This is a genomic window from Allosediminivita pacifica, assembly GCF_003054175.1.
GTDB lineage: Bacteria > Pseudomonadota > Alphaproteobacteria > Rhodobacterales > Rhodobacteraceae > Allosediminivita > Allosediminivita pacifica.
In genome coordinates, this window is sequence record NZ_QBKN01000025.1 from 61,701 (window position 1) to 82,889 (window position 21,189).

Annotated in this window: 13 protein-coding genes; 6 read left to right on the forward strand and 7 right to left on the reverse strand. The window is 64.7% G+C overall.

Going from position 1 to position 21,189, the window contains the following annotated elements; genetic code table 11:
• Positions 1 to 8: 8 nt before the first annotated feature.
• The 4 genes from xrtD to C8N44_RS17545 form a co-directional block, all read right to left on the reverse strand.
• Complete coding sequence (xrtD, locus tag C8N44_RS17530) at positions 9 to 1,604, reverse strand: VPLPA-CTERM-specific exosortase XrtD (RefSeq protein ID WP_107978079.1); 1,596 nt, start codon at positions 1,602 to 1,604, stop codon at positions 9 to 11.
• Between the two features lie 136 nt (positions 1,605 to 1,740).
• A complete protein-coding gene (locus C8N44_RS17535; protein WP_107978080.1) occupies positions 1,741 to 3,003 on the reverse strand; it encodes a hypothetical protein in 1,263 nt (420 codons plus the stop codon).
• Between the two features lie 23 nt (positions 3,004 to 3,026).
• A complete protein-coding gene (locus C8N44_RS17540) occupies positions 3,027 to 3,635 on the reverse strand; it encodes a polysaccharide biosynthesis/export family protein (protein ID WP_244641023.1) in 609 nt (202 codons plus the stop codon).
• Positions 3,636 to 3,799: 164 nt separating this feature from the next.
• Complete coding sequence (locus C8N44_RS17545; protein ID WP_107978081.1) at positions 3,800 to 6,226, reverse strand: tetratricopeptide repeat protein; 2,427 nt, start codon at positions 6,224 to 6,226, stop codon at positions 3,800 to 3,802.
• 412 nt (positions 6,227 to 6,638) lie between these two features.
• Between C8N44_RS17545 and C8N44_RS17550 the strand changes: the two genes are divergently transcribed.
• From C8N44_RS17550 to C8N44_RS17565, 4 genes are all read left to right on the forward strand, one after another.
• Positions 6,639 to 7,568: an ExeA family protein gene (locus C8N44_RS17550; protein ID WP_107978082.1), complete on the forward strand. Its 930-nt coding sequence runs from the start codon at positions 6,639 to 6,641 to the stop codon at positions 7,566 to 7,568.
• Positions 7,569 to 7,578: 10 nt separating this feature from the next.
• Positions 7,579 to 9,171 carry a GumC family protein gene (locus C8N44_RS17555; protein WP_107978083.1) on the forward strand — a complete coding sequence of 531 codons (1,593 nt, stop codon included), beginning with the start codon at positions 7,579 to 7,581 and terminating at the stop codon, positions 9,169 to 9,171.
• 14 nt (positions 9,172 to 9,185) lie between these two features.
• The gene (locus C8N44_RS17560) at positions 9,186 to 10,043 is read left to right on the forward strand and encodes a CpsD/CapB family tyrosine-protein kinase (RefSeq protein WP_107978084.1); all 858 of its coding nucleotides are present in this window, start codon (positions 9,186 to 9,188) and stop codon (positions 10,041 to 10,043) included.
• A gap of 157 nt (positions 10,044 to 10,200) precedes the next feature.
• Positions 10,201 to 10,686, forward strand: coding sequence for a hypothetical protein (locus tag C8N44_RS17565; RefSeq protein WP_107978085.1), 486 nt, complete (start codon positions 10,201 to 10,203; stop codon positions 10,684 to 10,686).
• Positions 10,687 to 10,688: 2 nt separating this feature from the next.
• On the opposite strand, the gene C8N44_RS17570 is transcribed toward C8N44_RS17565, so the two are convergent.
• Positions 10,689 to 12,296 (reverse strand): hypothetical protein, encoded by a 1,608-nt coding sequence (locus C8N44_RS17570; RefSeq protein ID WP_146178864.1) that lies wholly within the window; start codon positions 12,294 to 12,296, stop codon positions 10,689 to 10,691.
• A 667-nt stretch (positions 12,297 to 12,963) separates the two neighbouring features.
• On the opposite strand from C8N44_RS17570, the gene C8N44_RS17575 reads away from it, so the two are divergent.
• Positions 12,964 to 13,296, forward strand: a complete 333-nt coding sequence (locus tag C8N44_RS17575) for a VPLPA-CTERM sorting domain-containing protein (RefSeq protein ID WP_158274081.1) — start codon at positions 12,964 to 12,966, stop codon at positions 13,294 to 13,296.
• Positions 13,297 to 13,378: 82 nt separating this feature from the next.
• Here the strand turns inward: C8N44_RS17575 and C8N44_RS17580 are convergent, their stop codons facing one another.
• Positions 13,379 to 16,639: a LamG domain-containing protein gene (locus C8N44_RS17580; protein WP_107978088.1), complete on the reverse strand. Its 3,261-nt coding sequence runs from the start codon at positions 16,637 to 16,639 to the stop codon at positions 13,379 to 13,381.
• Positions 16,640 to 17,015: 376 nt separating this feature from the next.
• Positions 17,016 to 17,942 carry an AEC family transporter gene (locus C8N44_RS17585; RefSeq protein ID WP_107978089.1) on the reverse strand — a complete coding sequence of 309 codons (927 nt, stop codon included), beginning with the start codon at positions 17,940 to 17,942 and terminating at the stop codon, positions 17,016 to 17,018.
• Positions 17,943 to 18,372: 430 nt separating this feature from the next.
• On the opposite strand from C8N44_RS17585, the gene C8N44_RS17590 reads away from it, so the two are divergent.
• Complete coding sequence (locus tag C8N44_RS17590) at positions 18,373 to 20,577, forward strand: NADP-dependent isocitrate dehydrogenase (protein ID WP_107978090.1); 2,205 nt, start codon at positions 18,373 to 18,375, stop codon at positions 20,575 to 20,577.
• Positions 20,578 to 21,189 lie beyond the last annotated feature (612 nt).

Below are 21,189 nucleotides of genomic sequence, written 5' to 3' on the forward strand. Positions count from 1 at the left end.
CACCGGAGCTACTCCGGAATGTAGCGCGGCAGAGGCTCGAGCGCCTTGGCCATGAAGCCCTGAAGCCGCGCGTCCGCATCGGCTTCGGTCTCATTGGGGCCAATCGTCGTGACGAAACGCACAAGCGCGCCGTCCGTCCGTCCCCGCGTGAGGCTGTCCTTCAGGACCGAGATCTTGGCCGCGAAGTCGTTGGTCATGCGCGTGCCACGCTGCTCGAACCAGTAGTAGACCAGTTGCCGGTTCAACCCCTTCTCGATCACCGCGCGATTGACGGTGAATGTGTCGTAGACCGTCTGCGGCATCGACACCTCGTAGGGATCGAGCGAATAGATCTCCCATCCGCCGTTGGGCAGGCAGACCTCGGGCGAATGAAGCCCCTCGCCCTCGGTCTGGCTATGATACCAGGCCGAGAAGAACTGCACCGGTTCGGCGCCGGGCGACATGTAGACCGCGTTCACGTAATCCGACGCGCCGAGAACCTCTTCCACCTCCTCGTCGAGCGGCACGAAGGTTGCCGACCAGTCGTCGAAACGGCTGGGGAAGAGCGCGAAACTGTCGCGCGGCGGGGCCGAAGGCTCCACCCGCGGGGTGACGATGAAGGCCGCGGCCACCGCCGTCGACACCAGCGCCGCCATGATCAGCCCGCGCGACGCGTCGATCCCGAAGATGCGCGAGGCCTGCGGGCCGAGCCCCTGGAAATCGAGGTCGATCGTATCGGCCAGCGACTTGGGGTTGCGCGTCATGCGCTGCAGGATCACCGCGGTCAGGAACAGGATGCCAACGCAGGCGCCGAAGATCACCCAGCCCTCGAAGAAGTGCAGGAAGCCCTCGGCCTGGCCGATGCCATGACTGTTCACCAGCACGCCGATCATGCCGATCCGGAACGAGTTCATGAAGACGGTGAGGGGCGCGGCCATCACAAAGAGCAGCGCCTTGTGCCAGAACGGCCCGCGATAGAGGATCGCCGTCAGGTAGGAAAAGCTCAGGATCGGGAAGAGATAGCGCAGCCCCGAACATGCCTCGGCCACCTGCAGCTTGAACGGGCCGAGGTCGATGATGTTGCCATCAAGATAGACGGGGATGTCCATCATCCGGATGAACCAGACCCCAAGCTCGGACGAGATCCCCTGCAGGAAGATCGTCATCTGCCAGTAGAGGAACTGCGGCAGCGGCAACATGAACACCAGGTGCAGCACCGGAAGCTGGTGCCGCTTGCCCTCGGCCCAGCCGAAGCAGACCAGAACGACCCCCGCCACCCAGAGGATGAAGGCATAGGTCACCACGTCCGGAATCGAGGCGAGGTTGCCGAGGATGCCAAGCACAAGTGCGGCGACGATCACCGCGACGCCCGGCCAGCGGTTGACCGGGGTGCCCGCCGGCAGGTGGGTCTTGTCGCGCAGTTCCCGCAGGAAAAGGTAGAGCGAGATCAGCGGAATCAGCGGGCCGTGGCTGTACTCGGGCGTGATCCAGGCGCGGCCCAGCGACAGGAACCCAAGCCAGTAGATCGGAACGGCCGACAGCATGAGCAGCACGAACCACCCGATCCCCTGCATGTTGAGGGGGCGATCCAGGATCTGCCGTTGGACAGAAGCGGTGCCGGACATGAATTGATCCTTTGGAAATGCCTTGCGCACAGGGCCTTACGTGCCGGCCCGCATTACGACAAAAATGTGGCGCCTGACAAGAAGACCGACTCAAACGTGACGATATGTTGATAGGTCCGCGCCCATGGTCGCCGTTTCAGAAACGGCCGTCCCAATCCCGGCTCATTGTCAGGAAAACGGAATTCGATGCGGCCAAATCCGAATCGTCGCGCAGGGTGCGCCCCGCGCCCACCGAAAGCTGCCAGTCACGAGTCAGCTGCCGGTCCATGCTCGCCGTCAGTCCCAGTTGCGATGTGTCATCGCCCTCGCCCAGGTACTCGGTGTCGGCGTAGGTCGCGAAGAGACCGAACTGAGTGAGCGGGTCATAGGTCATCTGCCAGCCGGCCCGCGCCGTCGTCGACAGGATGGTTTCGCCGTCGTTGTCCTGCCCGACCTCGCGGTCGAGGTAGGCTGTCACGCGGCTTGTGCGCGTCGGCTGCATCTCGAAGGCAAGCGTCGCGACAAGCTCGGTCCCGTCGTCGTGGATCGAGCTTGCACCGAGGTCGAGACTGATCTCGCCCGTCCGGCCAAGCTCCTGTGTCACGCCCGCCGTCACGGTAACCCGGTCCTCGGCCCGATCCGGCGTGGTGAAGGAGACGGTCGCGCGATACTCGCCGGTCGGACGCAGGGCCGTCAGCCCGAGCCCGTACTCGGTCGTATCGGTGGCACTCGCGCCCTCCTTGTCCGAAAGCACGTACCGCAGCCGCCCGGTCAGGCGCAGCGTCCGGGTCAGGTCCATGTGGCTGTAAAGCCGTGCGTTGTACCGGCGGCTGTCTTCCAGCTGGTCGGTGGTGACATCCTCGTAGCTCAGGTCGCTGCCGCGCAGATCGAAACCCCAGCCGAACAGGTCGTCCCGCCCGAAATCGCCGTTCACGCCCACACGGCTGCTGACGCGGTAGCCGCTGCCCTCCAGGTCGTCGAGATCCTCCGGAACCTCGAAGCTGCCGTCCTGAAGCTCGATCAGCTCCAGCGCGCGAAGGTATTCGATATTCTGCCGGTTGATACTCGCGAAGGCACCCAGCTCGGCAGCGGGGCCGCGATAGCCGTAGTCCAGCCGGGCCGAGGGCCGGTCGAACTCGAGCCCGCCGCTGTCATCGCCCAGCTCGCCCACCAGCTGCGCACCGAGGGTCATCGCCAGCGACGCGCGCCGCGTCTCGGTCGAGATCGTGAAGCCCAGATCGGTCGTCGCCACGGTCTCGGTCTCGTCAGCACCCGGGTCGAGATCGGGGTTGGTGGTAACGCGAAGCCCCTGGCTCAGGTCCAGGCGCATGCGCTTGCCGCCCGCCTCCTGAGCCACTGCAGGAAGGCCGAGCGCGGTCATCGCCGCGCCCAGAAGAAGGAGGCTGCGTGAAACGCGCATGACTCAGATCCCCGTGCGCGCGGTCACTCGAAAAGCCGGCGCATGGGCACGACCAGCGTGTCGCCCGGGGCCATCTCCGTCGTGCCGATGCTGCTGTAGCCGTCAAGCACCTGCTGGTAGTTGAAAGTGTAGACCCGCTCGCCGGCCGAACCGGCCCTGCGGCGCAGCTGCACGCGCTTGATCGCGGCGAAATCCGTGAACCCGCCCGCCATCGAGAGCGCCTGCAACAGCGTGGTGTGGGCCTCGACCTCGATCAGGCCGGGGTTGTTCACCTCGCCGATCACGTAGACCTTGAGCGGCTCGGGCTCGGCGGGCTGCGGCCGTTCGGTGACCTCGAGGATCGACACCACGACGTTCGGGGTATTGGCGAAGTCGTCGGCCAGTGCCGAGGTGATTCGCGCGCGCGCCTGCTCAAGCGTACCGCCACCGACACGCAACACACCGGCCAACGGAACCGAGATCCGGCCATCCGGTGCAACGAGGACATCGCGGTTGAGGGAATCGTCCTCGATCACCTCGACCCGCAGCACATCGCCTGCCCTGATACGGTATTCGTAAGCGTCCGCCTGCCCCGGCAGAAGGCTCAGGGTGAAGGTCATCATCGCAAGGAATGCGCCTAGAATTTTCATCATTGTCGTCCCGTGCTCCAAGGCTCTCACGCCGATCCCGTTTGGCAGGGACCTTGCGGCGCACCTTATCCGATTGAAACCGGGAACAGAAATATTCTGGCCCGGCACGTGAAAACGCCGCCTTCCCGTGCCTGTGAGGTCACAGACGGGGAAGGCGGGCCGTCATATCAGCCGTCGAGTTCGGCCATGCGCTCCCGCGCCCGCTGGTACTGCGCGACACTCGTGTCGTCGCCGGCCAGCTCGAAACCACGCTCCAGTTCGGCGCGTGCCTCGGACGTCCGCCCCGCCTCGGCATAGGCGAGGCCGAGGTTGAAGGCGACGCTGGGGTTGTCCGGCAGCCCGCGCGCCGCGGCCTGCAGGTTCAGGATGGCGCGATCGACCTCGCCCTTGCGCAGTTGCACCCAGCCCAGCGTGTCGAGAAGCGCCGGCTGGGTCATGCCGCGCAGACGCTGGGCAATGCGGTAGGCCCGGTCGATCGACTCGGCGTCATCCCGCGCCGATGCGAGCATGCTGGCAAGGTTGTTGGCGGCAATGATGTCGTCGGGGTTCTGCTCATAGAGCCGCTCGTAGATCGCGATGGCCTCTTCCGGTTCGGCGGCGCGCTCCAGTTCCAGCGCACGCAGCACGAGAAGCTGCGGCTCGTCCGGCTGGCGCTCCAGCGCATCGCTCAACACCTGCGTGGCCGCCTCGCCCTGCCCGGTCTCGTTCAGCAGCGTATAGAGCCGCTGGATCGCGACGATCTGCTCGGGCGCGTCCTCGACCACCTCGCGCAGAACGCGGATCGCCTCCTCCCGATCACCGCGCACGGCGGCAAGGTTCGCCTCCAGCAGACGCAGCGCCACGTTCTCGGGATCTTCCGCGCGCAGCTCCTCAAGCAGGCGCTCTGCCTCGTCGAAGCGGCCCGACATCATCTGGATGCGCAGCATCTGCATCTCCGCGCCCATGTCGCTCTCGCTGCCGTCCGCGGTCTCGCGCAGAAGCTCCAGGCTTTCGTCGATCCGGTTCTGACTGAACATGATAGCCGCCTGCAGGGACCGTGCCATGGGCGCCGCGTTGGGATTGTCGCTGTTGGCAAACTGGGCCAGGACGTCCCGCGCCCCGTCGACATCGCCCTGCTGCAGCAGCACGCGCCCCAGCATCTGCGCAACCTCGAGGTTGCCCGTCGCGCGCAGGGATTCGGTCAGCACCTGCTCGGCCTGCCCGAAAAGCCCCCGCGAGATCTGGAACCGTGCATAGATCAGCGATTCCTCTGCAGCCGAGCCGCTGATCTCGACGGCCTGCGCAAGTCGCTGTTCGGCCAGCTCGATATTGCCCAGCTTCTGCTGCGCCTCGGCCAGCAGCAGCAGCGCGCGGATGTTGCGCGGGTCCTGGTCGAGAGCGAGCCGAAGGTCGGTGACCGCCGCACCCATCTCGTCGCCGCGGATCCGCCAGGCCGCCTGCATCAGCAGCCCGTCCACGTTGCTCGGATCGCTCTCGAGCACCTCTGAGACAAGCGCGCGCGCGCCTTCGACATCGCCCGAGGCCGACCGCATCCGCGACAGCGTGATGCGCGCGTCGTTGACAAGCGCGGTGTCGCCTGCCGCCTCGGCAATGTCGCTGGCAGTCTGCATGGCCTCTTCGGTCGCGCCCGCGTCGAAGCGGAGCTTGCTCGCCTCCAGCGCGTAGCGCCGGCCGAGGTCCGTGCCGCCGTTGGCCGAGGCAAGGCGCTCCAGCTCCGCCAACGCCTCTTCCGTGCCACGCAATTGCAGCAGGAACTGCACCACCGCGAAATGCCCCTCGGGTTCGGCATCGTCGGCGCCGGCCTGTTCCCGCAGGAAGGTCTCGGCCTCGTCGAATTCTTGGCGCGAGAGATACCAGCGGATCAGCATCGAGGCGACTTCCTCGTCCTCGGGGAAACGCTCGAACATGTCGCGCAGCACCGGCCCGATCTCGTCCCGCCGTCCCAGCTGGTCCAGCACGCGCACGCGCGTCATCCGCAGCGAAAGGCTTTCCGGGTGCATCTCGGTCAGTCGTTCCAGGTAGGGCAGGGCCTGTTCCGGGTCGGGGCCCGAGACATGCCAGTCCACAAGCACCCGCAGCGCCGTGTCGAGATCCGGGTTCTCCTCAAGCAGCGCCTGAGCCCGCTCGACGGCCTCGCCCGCGGCGACATCGTCGCGCGCAACACGGGCGTCGTGATAGGCGAGGATCGTCTCGAGCGCCCGGTGCTCAGGCAGATCCGGGTCAAGCTCGATTGCCGCCTCGCCGTGGCGACGCGCCTCTTCCCAGTTGCCGTTGTCGATCGAGAACTCGGCCAGCTTGCGCCGCACGTCCATCGTGTCCGGATACTGCTCGATCAGGCGTAGGTACTGGCCATAGGCCTCCTGCGCCTGCCCTTCCTCCAGAAGGAGGTCCGCGTAAAGCCGCCGCGCCTCGCGGTGAAAGCCGTCGTTGTCGAAGACGTTGCGCAGCTCGATCAGCGCCCGGTCCACGTCGCCTTCTTCCAGCAGAGTCAGCGCCGACTGGTAGTAGCGCTCCGCGCGTTCCTCGCGGCTCTCGCAGGCCGCAAGGACCGTGACCGTCAGGAGGAGGATGAGGAACGTGCGAATCCGGGTCATGAGAATTCCAAAAAAATGCCGCGAGTCTGGTTGCGCGCCTGTTAGCACATAGCGCCAGCCAATCTACAAGATCTGAACGAGACGAGGCCCGAACATGGCGCTCCGTTCGGGAATAGGGCCTTATTTTCATGTCACTGGCGGATTGTCGATCCACCGAAAACAGCGCTGCCTTATTCGTGCCGGCAGGCTACGGGAGCCAAATCCCGGCCCCACCTGAAGAAAAGGCAAAAACAAGGCAAATTAAAGCCTTTGATAACCTAGATTCCCGTGTCCGGAAGGGATGTAGCAGTTGCTAGGGGCAGGAGTTTTCCATAAGTTATGCCTCGCTGGCGCTTCGCCAGGGCCACGGGGCGCCACGAACCGCCCTGCCACAATTCCCAGCGACGCGGGCTCTTCTTCAGTCGGGTAGACTATGAATTTTAACTTTGAGATCTACACGACCCATTTCGGGCTGAACAAGCGCCCCTTCACGCTCGTCCCCGACCCCGAATGCGTCTACTGGTCGCCTGCCCACCTCAAGGCCAAGGCCGTGCTCGAATACGGCATGGTCAACCGCGCGCCGATTACCATGGTCGTGGGCGAGATCGGCTCGGGCAAGACGACCCTCGTGCGCGAACTGCTCAACCAGATCGAAGAGGAAATGACCGTCGGCTTCATCGCGAACGCCGCGCCGGTCGACCTCGCGGACATGATGCGGCTGATCCTGCATTCGCTCGGCCAGGACGATCTGGACGAGGGCGAGACGACCTATCCCGCCCTCTACCGCCGGCTCGAAGCCTTCCTGGTCGATGAATACGCTAGGGGCCGCCGCGTCGTCCTGATCTTCGACGAGGCGCAGAATCTCGGGCGGGACGCGCTCGAACACCTGCGCATGCTGACCAACATCAACTTCTCGCATCACGAGCTGGTGCAGCTTGTCCTCGTGGGCCAGCCCGAACTGCGCGACATCGTCATGCGCTCGGACATGGTGCAGATGGCACAGCGCATCTCGGCCAGTGTCTTCCTGCCCGCACTGCGCGAACAGGACGTGCAGGCCTACATCGAACATCGTCTCGCCGTGGCCGGGGCCACCCGTCCGCTGTTCGACCCCGATACCTTCCCGCTGATCTTCGAAGTCACCGGCGGCACGCCGCGTCTCGTCAATCAGCTCTGCGATTTCTCGCTTCTCTACGCCTATGCCGACGAGTCTCCGACCGTGACGGTCCAGACGATCCAGCGCGTGCTGGATGACAATCTCTTCTTCTGCGCGGGACGGGGCCGCCCCCTGAGGCTCGTGCACACCGAAGAAGACGAGACAGAAGACGAGACCGCCCGCGGCCGCGACGACACGCACCAGAGATAGGACTGCTCAGATGGATCTCGGCTACTACTGGAAGATTTTCCGGCGCCGTCTGCCCTACGTCATCATCCTGGCGGCGCTCGGGACGGCGATCGGCGTGTCGCTCGCCATGACGCTGCCACCGACCTACAACTCCGAGGCGACGCTGATCGTCGAGTCCGAGCAGATTCCCGGCGATCTGGCCGAAACCACTGTCCGGACCGGCGAGGTCGAGGCCCTGCAGATCATCCGTCAGCGCATCCTCAGCCGCGACGTCCTGCTCGAGCTCGCCAACGAGCTGGAGATCTACCCGCCGGACTCGGAACTGACCGCCGACCAGAAGGTCGACGACCTGCGCCAGCGGATCCGCTTCACCACGACCGGCGGGCAGACATCCTCCCGCGGCCCGCGTGACGCGACGATCGTGACCGTCGGCTTCACCGCCGAAACCGGTCGCCTCGCCGCAGAGACCGCGAACGAGGTCGTGACCCTGATCCTGCAGGAAAACGTCGAGATGCGGACCGCCGTGGCCCGCCAGACGCTCGACTTCTTCACGCAGGAGGTCGACCGCCTCGAACAAAGCCTGTCGCGCGTCAGCAGCCAGATCCGCGAGTTCCGCGAGAACAATCTCGAAGCCCTCCCCGACAGCCTCGAATTTCGCCGCGGCCAGCAGGCCACCTTGCAGGAGCGCCTCGCCCAGCTCGAACGCGAACAGGCCTCCCTGCGCGAGCAGCGCGACCGCCTGACGACACTCTACGAGGCGACCGGGCAGACGGCGCTCGACGGTAGCGGACGCCAGCCCCGCCTGCAGGCCAGCCCCGCGCGGGAACGGCTCGACAACCTCCGCAGCCAATACGCCGAGCTTTCGGGCGTTCTGGCCGAGGGCAATCCCCGCCTGGCGGCCCTGCGTTCGCAGATCGAATCCGCCGAAGCCGCGGTCGAATCTGCCTCGTCAGCCAATGCCGAAGGCGACTCTGCCGCAAGTTCCGAGCAGCAGCTCGAATCCTCGCTCTACCAGATGCAGCTTTCCGATCTCGATTCCCAGATCGCCTATATCGACGAGCAGAGGGAAGCCGCCCGCGAGCGGATGGAGCAGCTGACCCGCTCGATCGAACAGACGCCGGGCAATGCGGTCACGCTCGATTCGCTCGAGCGCGACTACGAGAACCTCCAGGCCCAGTACAACCAGGCCGTCGCCAACCGGGCCCGCGCCGAAACCGGCAGCATGATCGAATCCCTGTCACGCGGCCAGCGCATCAGTGTGGTCGAACAGGCCGTTCCGCCGACAAGCCCCTCCAGCCCGAACCGCCCGGTGATCTCTATCGCGGGCCTCATGGGCGGCCTCGGGCTCGGCGTGGCGCTGATCGTGCTCATGGAGCTTCTGAATTCCGCCGTGCGGCGGCCCCAGGACATCAGGAATGCCCTCGGGATCGAGACCTTTGCCACCATCCCCTACATGGTCACGCAGCGCGAACGGATGCGCCGCCGGACCGTCACCCTGACCACCGCGCTGATCCTGCTGGTCGGCGTGCCCGGGGGGCTCTGGTATATTGACAGGAACGTGATGCCGGTTCAGCCCCTGTTCGAGAGCGTGCTCGACAAGGTCAACCTCGGCCATCTTATCTGAGACGGAACCGGACCATGGAGCGTTTGCAGGCGGCCATCAACAAGGCCAGGAACAATCAGGGCGAAACGGCCAGGACCACCCGAGCGCGGCCTGTCCCGGCGCAGCCACGGGATGACACCTCCGAAGCCTGGGAGGCGCTGCCGGAGGCACAGCTCACCCCCAAGCTGCTCCGGCGCAACCGCATCGTCACCAGCGAAGCCGGTCCCGAGGCAACGCCCTTCGACATGCTGCGGACCCGCACCCTGCGCCACATGCAGGAGCAGGGCTGGCGGCGCCTTGCCATCACCTCGCCGACCCCGGCCTGCGGCAAGAGCACCGTTACCCTCAACCTCGCGCTCTCCATCGCCCGCCAGTCCGCCGCCAAGGCCATCGAGATCGAGATGGACATGCGCCGGCCCAGCCAGAACCAGCTTCTCGGACTGCGCGGTCAGCGCGATCAGAACGGTCCGGGCGTCCCCGAACTTCTTACCGGCGACGCGAACTTTGCCGACGTCGGCTTCCGCTACGGCCCGGGTCTCGCACTCGCCACCGGCAACGCCCCTGTCGCCAACGCCTCGGACATCCTGCTCGACGACCGCATCGGCCAGACTCTCGACTCCATAGAACAGGCCTACCAGCCGCAGTTGATGCTTTTCGACATGTCGCCGCTCCTGGTCAGCGATGACACCATGGCCTTCATGCGCCACGTGGATTGTGTCCTGATCGTGGCCGCGGCCGAGCGCAGCTCCGTGACCGAAATCGACCGCTGTGAACGCGAACTGGCCAGCCAGACCAGCGTCCTCGGCGTCGTCCTGAACAAATCGCGCTTTTCCACGAGCGAATACGGCGGCTACGGCGATTACAGCTACGGGTACGGCGACGCCAAACGTTGAGGCATCGCCCGACGCCGTGCGGCCTCGACATGAAGTTTCCTTACCTTTTACGGTGCTCCGCCTAGGTTTGGTAACGGAGTGGCCTTAATGTGCTTCCACTCTCGCTTTGTTGGCCAAAACGTGGCTGGCTCAATCAAGCGAGCGCGGAGTTCGGAAAATGCGATTCATCAGCCAGCGAAACGTCCGGACCTGCCTGCGTTCGGCCGTCGCCAGCCTCTGCCTTCTGGCCAGCGCCACAGTGGCACCCGCCGCGGTTCCGATGCAGGACCGCGCCAAACCCTATGTTGTCACGAATGACTATGGTGGCTCCGTTCAGGATCGACTTGTGCAGATCCGCGATCTCCGCCGCTCCGGCCGCCCGATCGAGATCCGGGGCGCGGTCTGCTATTCCAGCTGCACCATGCTTCTCGGGCTCGGCAACACCTGCGTTGAACCCCGCACCATGTTCGGCTTTCATGCGCCCTCGCGCAGCGGCACCCCGCTCCCGCGCCCGGTCTTTGAACAGGTCTCGCGCCTGATCGCTGCCAGCTACCCGGAGCAGCTTCGCGGCTGGTATCTCGACGAAGCACGCTACGCGGATTCAGGGCTTCGCATCATGCGCGGCAGTGATCTCATAGACCGCCGGATTGCCAGGGCCTGCTGACCTCAGACGCGCCCTTGGCGGGCGCGCCCGACGATCAGTCCGCCAAGCGCCATCAGCATCAGCCAGATCCCTGCGGGTAGCGGAACCGGGCTGCTGGTTGCCGGCGTCTTGTCGCCGCCACCGGATGTCGAGCCGCCGCCGACCACGAGCGACCCCTTGAACGGGTCCGAGAACGATGGCCTCAGACCGCGCCCGCCGGAGCCACTGCCGCCGCCCACACCGGGCCCGCCGGACGAGAGCTGAGGCGACAGTCCGCCACCGCCAGCACCGCCACGGCCAGCACTGATGTCCGAGCCGAGGCCGAGCACACTGCTCGACGGCGAGAAGGTCGGGCCGTTTGCACCGCCCAGGAAGAGGTTGGTGATGTCATCGTCGATTACGACCTCGACCTCTCCGAAATGCTCGGACAGGTAGGGACAGGCCGCGGCGGTCAGCTCGCACTGGCCGGCGATTTCTCCCAACTCGTCGATCCCGACCGGCGGCATGTCCACGCCGTCGACCAGGACCTCGCCAAGGTCGGTCAGCCGGTACCGGCGACCCACGCCCGGGAACGACGCTTTCTGGATCACGGCCTCGCCATCGACGAAGAGATCCTCGGGCGTCAGCACGAAGAGATGATGCGCAGGTGCGCCGAAATGACCATAGACCGCGATCTGACCGAGATCGTTGATCGCCATGGCCGAATCCAGCGTAAGCCCCTCGGGCAGGTCCACGACGCTGGAGGTCAGGTCGACCACCTCTCCGTCAGCGTGCCAGAGCACGGCGCGGCGCGCGTCTCCCTCGCCGATCAGACCGACGGCATCGTCGCCCGCGTTCACGTCATGGGCGATCGCAAGCGTATCGCCGACCTTGCCATCGACCGGCCGAAGACCGTCATTCGCGCTCCAGATATATGTCGCGAGGCCGCGGTCGGTCTCGGTCTGCACCAGCACGTGCTCGATGCTCGACATCGCGATTGCTGTGCGCGGAACGACGCCCTCGATACCCTCGATCAGTTCGAATTCGCCGGTGTCGGCATGCCAGAGGAAGGCGCGGTCGCCCTCCGGTGTCCGCGCGGTTCCGACGATGTTGCCCAGAGGACCGATGGCCCGCGCGTCGGTCAGGACGACGTCCTCGGGCAGGTTCACGGCAAGGGCGTTGAGATCCTGCAGGCCTTCCACGCCAGTCCAGAGGAAAGCACGTTTCCCGTCATCTGCACTCGCCCAGCCGACAACCTCCTCGCGGTCGTTCAGATCGTTGGCGCGGCTCTGGTCACCGCCACCCGGCAGATCGCCAAGCGAGATCATGCCCTCTTCCGGGCGCCACAGGAAGGCGCCGCCATAGGGCGCCGTCGAACTGTAGCCGGCGATGATACCATTGCTGCGGATTGCCCAGGCGCCCCCCTCGGACAAAGCCTCGGGAAGGTCGCCGAGGTCCCGCAGGCCGTCTTCCTCGTTCCAGGAAAAGGGGCGCGAGCCGAGCTGCAGCCCGTCGCTGTCGATGTAGCGTGTCTTTTCCATACCTGCGTTGGCACCTCCGACAGAGGTCGGATCGGGTTGGGTCAGGCTTTCAGCCACCGCAGCCTGCCCAAGCAGGCCCATCACGGCAGTGGCCATCAGAAGATGTTTCACGAAACTCACCATGGCGCTGGGTTGGCGCACCTTAGACTATGTTCTGCCCCACATTTGTTGTAATTGCCTTAAAATTACTGCAATTGCACCTGCCTACTTGACGCAGGGGCGAAACGATCTGTTCTCTGCTGCATATTGGCGGCAGCGCTTGCCCGAGCACTATATATAGCCCCCAGCAGAGCCCCCACGCGCAGCCGAAACTTGAGAACGCCAGAGCGCGCAGCCGTTCCCGGGAACGGCGAATCATCCCGAGCGCCCCAAGCCCCTACGCCCAAGGGCTCAAGACAGCGGTAGCTGCCGAGGCCAGCGCAACAGAGGAAGAATCAAACCGGCACAAGTTCCTCAGATTCGCTACAGATCCGCAGCCCCGACCGGCTGCCCGCTTTGGGAGCAAGGAACGAGATGCCTCGAAGCCGCTCACCGCATGATTTCGCTCAGCCCGCAGGACAAGGCATTTTTATGTCGCCCTCAACCAATCATGACGAAAATATGTTGCTCCGAAGGAGGCGCCGGAGTATCTTCGCAAAATACGAGTGTGCCTCAACTTGCTACTCCTCAAGGAATTTCATGATGCTCAACAAAACTGAAGTACGCGGCACTCGCGGCTCCACTTGCAATCGCTCCGATTTCCGCCTCCGCCCTGACCACGTCCTCGACCACAGGTGACGTGACCGAATGGTCGTTCTCCGACGGCCTCTCGACCTTCGCGCTGACCACAGACGATGTCGCTGCCTTCGGCACCTTCACGCTGGACATCATCAACGACCTCGGCGGCTCGCTCTACTACGTGTTCAACGAGCTGGCATATGCAAGCTTCACCGTGTCGAACCTGGTCACGAGCCCGACGCAGCTCAGCTTCGACTTCGTGGCAGGCGCTCCGTCGACCTACAGCTTCACGCTGGCTGCTGTTCCGGTCCCCGCCGCAGCCCTGCTGATGCTGACCGCGCTCGGCGGCCTAGCCGTGTCGCGTCGCCGCTCGAACGGCGCTGCCGCGGCCTGAGCGCGCCCCAGCACCCGGAAACGCAAAGGCCGGCTGCCCACGCAGCCGGCCTTTCGATTTCGCGACGCGGACGACCCGCGCCTTATGCCACGTCGAAGTAATCCGCGGCGACGTTGGTGCTGTAGGTGAAATCGTCGATCGCACCATCGAACCCGCCGCCCCATTCGCGGCCAAGGGTCAGCCCCCAGTAGGCCCGGTCCAGCGTCGCGCCCGAAGCTTCGGTGGCCGCGATCACCGCGCCATCGACCACCATGCGCAACTGCCCGACCTCGTCGGAATAGGCGATCTGCACGTCGTGCCAGTCCGCGTCCGACAGGATATCCCCGGAGGACGACAGGCTGTATTGCCCCTCCGTCGTGGTGATATTGAACACCAGATCATCGCCCACCACGTCCAGCGTCATCGACTTGTGGATCCCGAAGACGGTCCGGCCCTCAGGCGCATCGCTCCGCATTTCGAAGGAAAACAGGAAGCTGTCCTGGTTGTAGAGATCGTCCTCCTCGCGCGAGACGTTCACCGTCGCCAGATCGCCGCCCAATTCCAGAAACTGCGAACCGTCGGCGGCCACCACCAGCGACGCCTCACCGCCCTTCATGATGACATATGTCCCGTTCCCCGAGACATCCGCCACGACCTTATCCTCGAAGTCGAGCGAGAGCACCGTGTCACCCGCCGGCGCGCGCACCGTGGCGAGCTCCGCATCCGGCGCCAGTGGCCCGATCTGGCCCTCCTCGGCGACGACGATGTTGTCGATGGTGACGCCCGCGTCATCATCGGACCACGGATCACCGAAAGTGAGGCCCCAGTACTTCACCGGCGCGGTCTGCCCGGTCTGGCTGCCGGTCGCCATAACGGCGCCGTCGACCACGATCTCCATGGCACCGGCCTTGGCGTCATACTCCAGCGCAACACGGTGAGCGGCCCCATCGTCGAGGTTCACCCCGACCGTCCCGATGGTCTGCACGCCGGCATCCGTGGTCAGCTGGAAAACCAGTTGCCCCGCATCGGTAAGCGTCAGTGCCAGCGTCTGGTGCAGGTAGAGGATTGTGCCCGGGCTGCCGCCCTCGTTCAGTGAGAGGTCGAAGCTGATCCCGAAGCTGTCGGCATCATAGAAGGTGTCGTTCGCACGGGTGAGGGAAAGCGTACCCTTGGTGATGTCGACCCCCGCCTCGCTCCAGGCGCCGTCACCCTCCAGCTTGTAATCGAGGTCCTGCGCGACGATCCCGTCCGCCTCGAAGCTCAGCGTTCCGGCGATCTCAGCCGGCACTTCAGGGGCGACCACCTCGTCCGCCGGCGGACTCTGCGGCTCGAGCAGGCTCTCAGGCTCACAGGTCTCGGAGAGAAGATAGACCTCCTGTACGCTGGCCTCGACGGCATCCTGCCATGTATTGCCGATCGTCAGCCCCCAGTACTGCTTCTCGGCGGTCGTGCCAGAGGCCTCGGTCACCGCATCGGCGACACCGTCCACCATCAGCGTCAACGTTCCCGCCTGTCCATCGAAGACGAAGGAGAGCTTGTGGGCCTCGTTGTCACTGAAGACGGCACTCTCGCTCAGCAGCGTGAAGGTGCCCTCGTCCGTGACGAGTTCGAAGGTGACGTACCCCGCTTCGTCCACCGAGGCCGTCATCGTGCGCGGCAAATGCAGGAAGACACCGCTTGCCCCGTCGGCGCGATCCATCGTCAGGCCGAGGTTAAAGCTCGAGAGGTTGAAGAGCTTGTCGTTGTTTCGCTCGATCAGGAACCCGGCATCCCCGCCGATCTGGAGCCACCCCGCGCCGCTCTCCGCCTCGACGGTCTCCGCAGGCGCGAAGACGAAGGCGTCGGCGTCGAGCGTTGCAGCCTGCTCCGCATCCGCCTGCCCCTCGAAGTCATGCAGGAAGACCAGCGGCGTCTCGATGTCGATCGTCCGGTTGATCTCGTCCGTGGAACCGTCGGGAAGCGTCACCGTCAGGGTATAGCCGTGCTCTCCTGCGGTTCCGAAGTCGTGGGTGACGACCCGGCCGGTCGCCGTAGTTCCGTCGTCAAAGGTCCAGAGGTAGGTTGCCCCCTGCACATCCACGTAACCCGCCGGCCCGCGCGACAGCGATGCGTCGAGCGTGACCACGGAACGGTCGTCCTGCGAAACCGTCACGTCCGCCACCGCGGTCAGAGTTTCCGCACTGTCCGAGGACCACAGCAGCGAACTGCCCGCGACACCGTTCAATTCGCTGTCCGGGCGCAGCATCAGATCCCGCAGATCACCCGAGCCGCCGCTTTCTACGTTGACGAAGTGGTTCCGGTAGTCGTCTGCCAGCGCCGGGGAGGACGTCGACAGGACGACATTGTTCTCGCCGCCATCGACATTGTGCGCGATGTTGTATTCGATCACAGCACCCTCACCGCCGATCTGGATCGCCCCGGTCATCTCGGCCTGAACCTGGCTGCCGTCCGCCATGTTCACGTAGGTGTCGCTGTTGTAAATCACCGTGTTGTACCGGACCGTCGCGTTCAGCGTGTCCTCGATCGAGATCCCATGCTGATGCGCGCCATAGAGCACGTTGTCCTCGATGACGATGTTCTCGAACAGAAAACCGTTTTCGGCGATGTCTTCGTTGTGACCGAAGATCATCTGGTAGCGGGCACCGTTGCCGGTATCGAGGATGTTCTCCCGGATCGTGATGTTCTGGTTGTTATGAGAGATGTTTTTCCCCCATATCTGGATCATGTCGGAGTGGTTCGCATCCTGCGTCGATCCGAGAAGGTCATGCAGGTTGTTCCCCTCGATCAGCATCCCCGAAACGCCGCCGATCCGGATGCCGTCGCCCTGAATTGCCGAGATGTCGTTGTCGACCACGGTGACGTTCGTCGAATCCAGGAAGGCGAAGGCATGGTTGGTGTTGTTGACGGTGCTGCTTTCGACCGTGATGCCCTCGCAGCCCTTTGCGAAAAGCCCCCCGGCGCCCTCGGTATAGCCGGCTGCGGTCCCGATGGCGCCCTCGGCGTCGGAGCTGATGGCGGAGTTCCGGATGGTGATGTTCTGCGAATCCCGCATGTCGATCAGGTTGCCGCTGCCGGTGACGTCGGCACCGTCGACCGCGAAGGTCAGGTCCTCGAACGTGATGTTTTCCGCGCCCTTGAGGCGCACCGAAGAAATTTCGGCCGGATTGTCGGAATCGAGGGAACCAATCGTGACGTGGGCCGTTTCGTGAATGTCGTCTGCATCCCGGACGGTGAACTGGTACGAGGGACCGGCCTCGAGAAGAATTTTTCCGCCTGCGCCGCTCGCAAGGCTCTCATAGGCCGCGTCCAGCTCTTGCTGCGACGAAACAATGATGACGTTGGCGGCTTCGGATTGTTGTTCCACGGGCTTCCCTTTCTGACACTCGTTGAACTTCAGAACGAGGCGGACAATCCCGACGGCACGAAGCTTTCTGGTGACGTTGTTGAGGCGTTTGAATGACGCAAGCCTTCAAAAATCCTCAATATTTCCAGATATTTTAACGATTTGGGGTGGGTCAACCGGGCTTTCTGGCGGGATTGCGGAGATCCGCTTATGAAAGACATCTTCTCGATTGACGGAACCGTGACACACCGCAAACTTCGGCCACCGTACAACGCTCGGGACCGACATTGACGCTAAGTCAATTGTCGCTCCATCCTCAACGAAACTGTTTCGCAATTAGAGACAAACACGGACTCAGCCCCGTTTGCGCGCCCGAGCGCCGACCGCTTTCGCGACATCAGCCGAAGGCGAGGATCAGCAAACTGACCGTGACAAAGGAAAGGGTCGTGGTGGCGACCAGTGTGGTCGCCGTCAGGCTCTCGATCCCGTAGCGCTGACCGAAGATCGGGAAGATGCTCAGCATCGGCACGCTCGCGAAAAGCACGCCGCCCAACAGAAACTCCCCCGGCAGGCCAGGCACCAGGCTCAGCAGCAGGAAAGCCAGCACAGGGTGCAGAACCAGCTTGCCCGCCGCGATGAGGATCGTGTCCGGTGACAGCCCCCTCTGGGGAAACGCCGCCACCGTGCCGCCCACCACGTAGAGGGCGACCACCGGCGCCGCCTGCACCAGGAAATCCAGGAAACTGACCACGACCCCGGGCATCGCGAGGCCCGACAGGTTCACCGCCAGCCCCGCAACCAGCCCGACGACGATCGGGTTGCGCAGCAGGGCCCGCAGGGCTCGCCCGAAGGCCCGCGGAAAGCTTTCGCCGGGAAAGGCGCCTGCGTCGGCCAGCGCGAGCGCGAGGGGGATCATCACCATGCTCTCGACCACCATCGCGCAGGCGAGGATCGGCACCGCCGCCTGCGCCCCGATCACCTGCGTGGCGATCGGGTAACCCATGAAGCCGCTGTTGGAATTGGCCATGCCCAGGGACGAGATCACCGCGCGCGCCAGCGCATGACACCTCAGACCCCGCATTATCACGAGCCCCGCCGCAAAGGCCCCGAGCGATGCACCACCGTAGGCCAGAAGCAGCCCCCAGTGCAGCCCCGTGCTCGGCCCCATCACGGCCGAGAAGATCAGCGCCGGGATGCAGACCCTTATCACGAAGCTGCCGAGGGCCCGGATGGTCTCGGGGGCGATGTAGCCGCTGCGCACCGTCGCGAAACCGAGTATGATCAGCAGGTAGATAGGCGCCGTGACCTCGAGAACCGCGATCACGGCCGCGCCCTGGCCCTGTGATCCGCGCGGCTTGCCGTACCTCGGTTCCGTATCGCCTTACCCATGCCGGTCCCCGTCCTGACCGGCCGACGCTATAGGAACGCCCCCCGACCTCAATACGCGCGGGGGCGATCCGGCCTCCGACGCGCCTGCCTCCCCCCGGCACCGCCCAGAAACCCGGCATCCTCCGCAGCAGCCCGGTTGGCCGCCGACATGCCCTGCCCTAAGGTGAGCGCCACGAGAAGCACCGGAACGGGTGGGACCACCGCGATGCCGCAGCGCCGGTCACGCAACGCGATGCGCCCGGGGCGCGTTTGCCCCGGCGGACCATCGCCGCGGCGGCGCGGAAAGTTGGCGGTATACCCCGGCATACCGTAGACGCGCGCGCCCCTCTGGCCTATCACGAGGCAAATCCACGAAAGGCGTTTTCATGACCGACCAGACCCAGCCAGACATCATCTATACCAAGGTGGACGAAGCGCCCGAGCTGGCCTCGGCCTCGCTCCTGCCGATCATCCGCACCTTTGCCGCCGCTGCCGGCGTCACGGTCGGCACCCGCGACATCAGCCTCGCCGGCCGAATCCTTGCCGCCTTCCCCGACTTCCTCAGCGACGAGCAGAAGCAGGAAGACGACCTCGCCTGGCTCGGCAAGCTGGTGAAAGAGCCCCACGCCAACGTCATCAAGCTGCCCAACATCTCGGCCTCCGTGCCCCAGCTCGTCGCCGCCATCGAGGAACTGCAGGGCCAGGGCTACGCCATCCCCGACTACCCCTACTCCCCCGAGAGTGACGCCGAGAAAGAGGCCCGCGCCCGCTACGACGCCATCAAGGGCTCGGCCGTGAACCCGGTCCTGCGCGAGGGCAACTCCGACCGCCGCGCCGCCACCGCCGTCAAGAAATTCGCCCAAGCCAACCCGCACCGCATGGGCGACTGGTCCTCGGACAGCAAGACCCGCGTCGCCTCCATGTCCGGCGGCGACTTCTTCTCGAACGAGAAGTCGACCACCCTCGACAAGGCCGCGACCGCCAAGATCGTCCTTGAAACCGCCGACGGCGAAACCGTCCTGAAGGAAGGCGTCAGCTTCCCGGAGGGCACCGTGGTCGACGCCACCTTCATGTCCGCCAAGGCCCTCGATGCCTTCCTCGCCGAGGAGATCGAGAAGACCAAGGAAGAGGGCACGCTCTTCTCGCTGCACATGAAGGCCACCATGATGAAGGTCTCCGACCCCATCATCTTCGGCCACGCGGTCAAGGAATTCCTCAAGCCGGTCTTCGACAAGTACGGCGACGAGCTCAAGGCCGCCGGCGTCGATCCCAGCTCGGGCCTCGGCGACCTGCTCAAGCGCGTCCAGGACAAGCCCGAGATCAAGGCCGCCATCGACGAGTGCATGAAGGACCGCCCGGCCATGTACATGGTCGATTCCGGCAAGGGCATCACCAACCTGCACGTGCCCTCCGACGTCATCATCGACGCCTCAATGCCCGCCCTCATCAAGAACGGCGGCAAGGGCTGGGGCCCGGACGACGCCACGCATGACACCAACTGCGTGATCCCCGACAACTCCTACGCGCCCGTCTACGACGAGACGATCAAGTACTTCAAAGAGACCGGCAAGCTGGACCCCGCCACCGCGGGCACCGTCCAGAACATCGGCCTCATGGCGCAAAAGGCCGAGGAATACGGCTCCCACCCGACCACCTTCGAGATCCCGCAGGACGGGACCGTGAAGATGGTGCTCGACGACGGCACCGTCCTGCACGAACACAAGGTGGAAAAGGGCGACATCTGGCGCTCGGCCTCCGCCAAGAAGGCCCCGATCGAGGACTGGGTCATGCTCGCCATCGAGCGCCAGAAGGAAGAGAACTGCGAAGCGATCTTCTGGCTCGACGAAAACCGCGCCCACGATGCCGAGCTCATCAAGTTCGTGAAGCCGATCCTCGAGCGGGAAGGCGTCTCGGACAAGTTCTTGATCATGGCGCCGCGCGAAGCCACCCGCCAGTCGCTCGAGACCATCCGCGAGGGCAAGACCTCGATCGCGATCACCGGCAACGTGCTGCGCGACTACCTGACCGACCTCTTCCCGATCCTGGAACTGGCCACCTCGGCCAAGATGCTCTCGATCGTGAAGCTGATGAACGGCGGCGGCCTGTTCGAGACCGGCGCCGGCGGCTCGGCCCCCAAGCACGTCCAGCAGCTGGTCGAGGAAAACCACCTGCGCTGGGACAGCCTCGGCGAGTTCTGCGCGCTGGGCGAAAGCCTAAAGTTCCTCGCCAGCGCCCGCGACAACTCCAAGGCGCGCGTTCTGGGCAAGGCCGTGGAACAGGCCACGCAGGGCGTGCTCGACAACGACCGCTCGCCCTCGCGCAAGGCGGGCGAGCCCGACAACCGCGACAGCCACTACTGGTTCGCCCGGTACTGGGCCGAGGCGCTTGCCACCCAGACCGAGGACACCGAGATCTCGGCCCACTTCGCGCCGATCTCCAAGGCCCTGATCGAGGGGGAAGAGGCCATCGTCTCCGAGCTCATCGGCGCGCAGGGCAAGCCCGTGGACCTCGGCGGCTACTACCACGCGGACGAGAAGAAGACCTCCTCGGTCATGCGTCCCTCCAAGACGCTGAACGACATCATCGGTTAAGATTCCCGGGCCAGCCCCTGCGGGGGCTGGCCATCCCTCTGCCCGCCAGCACTCAACCTATGGGCGATTCGCACCTCAGATCAGGGCGAGTCGCGCGCGAGCTGCCCAGATTTCCGGCAAGACCGCCAAACTCCGCACATCGCGAGAGCGCTACCGCCGCACCGCAGAATTCTTCTGCGAGGCGATATTCACGGCATACGACTGGGACGGCGAAACGCGCCAGATCACAAGGCATTGATTTAAAGAGAGTTTCGCGAGAACTCGACATCACCTCGCGCCAGGCAAGGATCCGGCAAGCCGGCGAACCCCCGCCGATAATGCTGCATTTGCACATCGACAGGGAAAAGTTACCAGATTATTAAGAAATCAAGTCCGGACAGCCAGTTTCCTACGATGGAAACAGCCCCGGATCAGCCTTTTTTGCATTGCGTCGGTGGCGAGCGACAGATCGCTGCCAGAAGCGCGGTTTCACGAGGGAGTTTCGATATGAAGACCTTGGACGCCTTCACTGCAGCCGACCTGACGGCGGCACCGTTCCAGACACGCAAGGCCGCCTTCAACCGTGAGGCACAGACGCTCTACCTCCGCTTCGGCAAGCGGGCCTTCGACCTG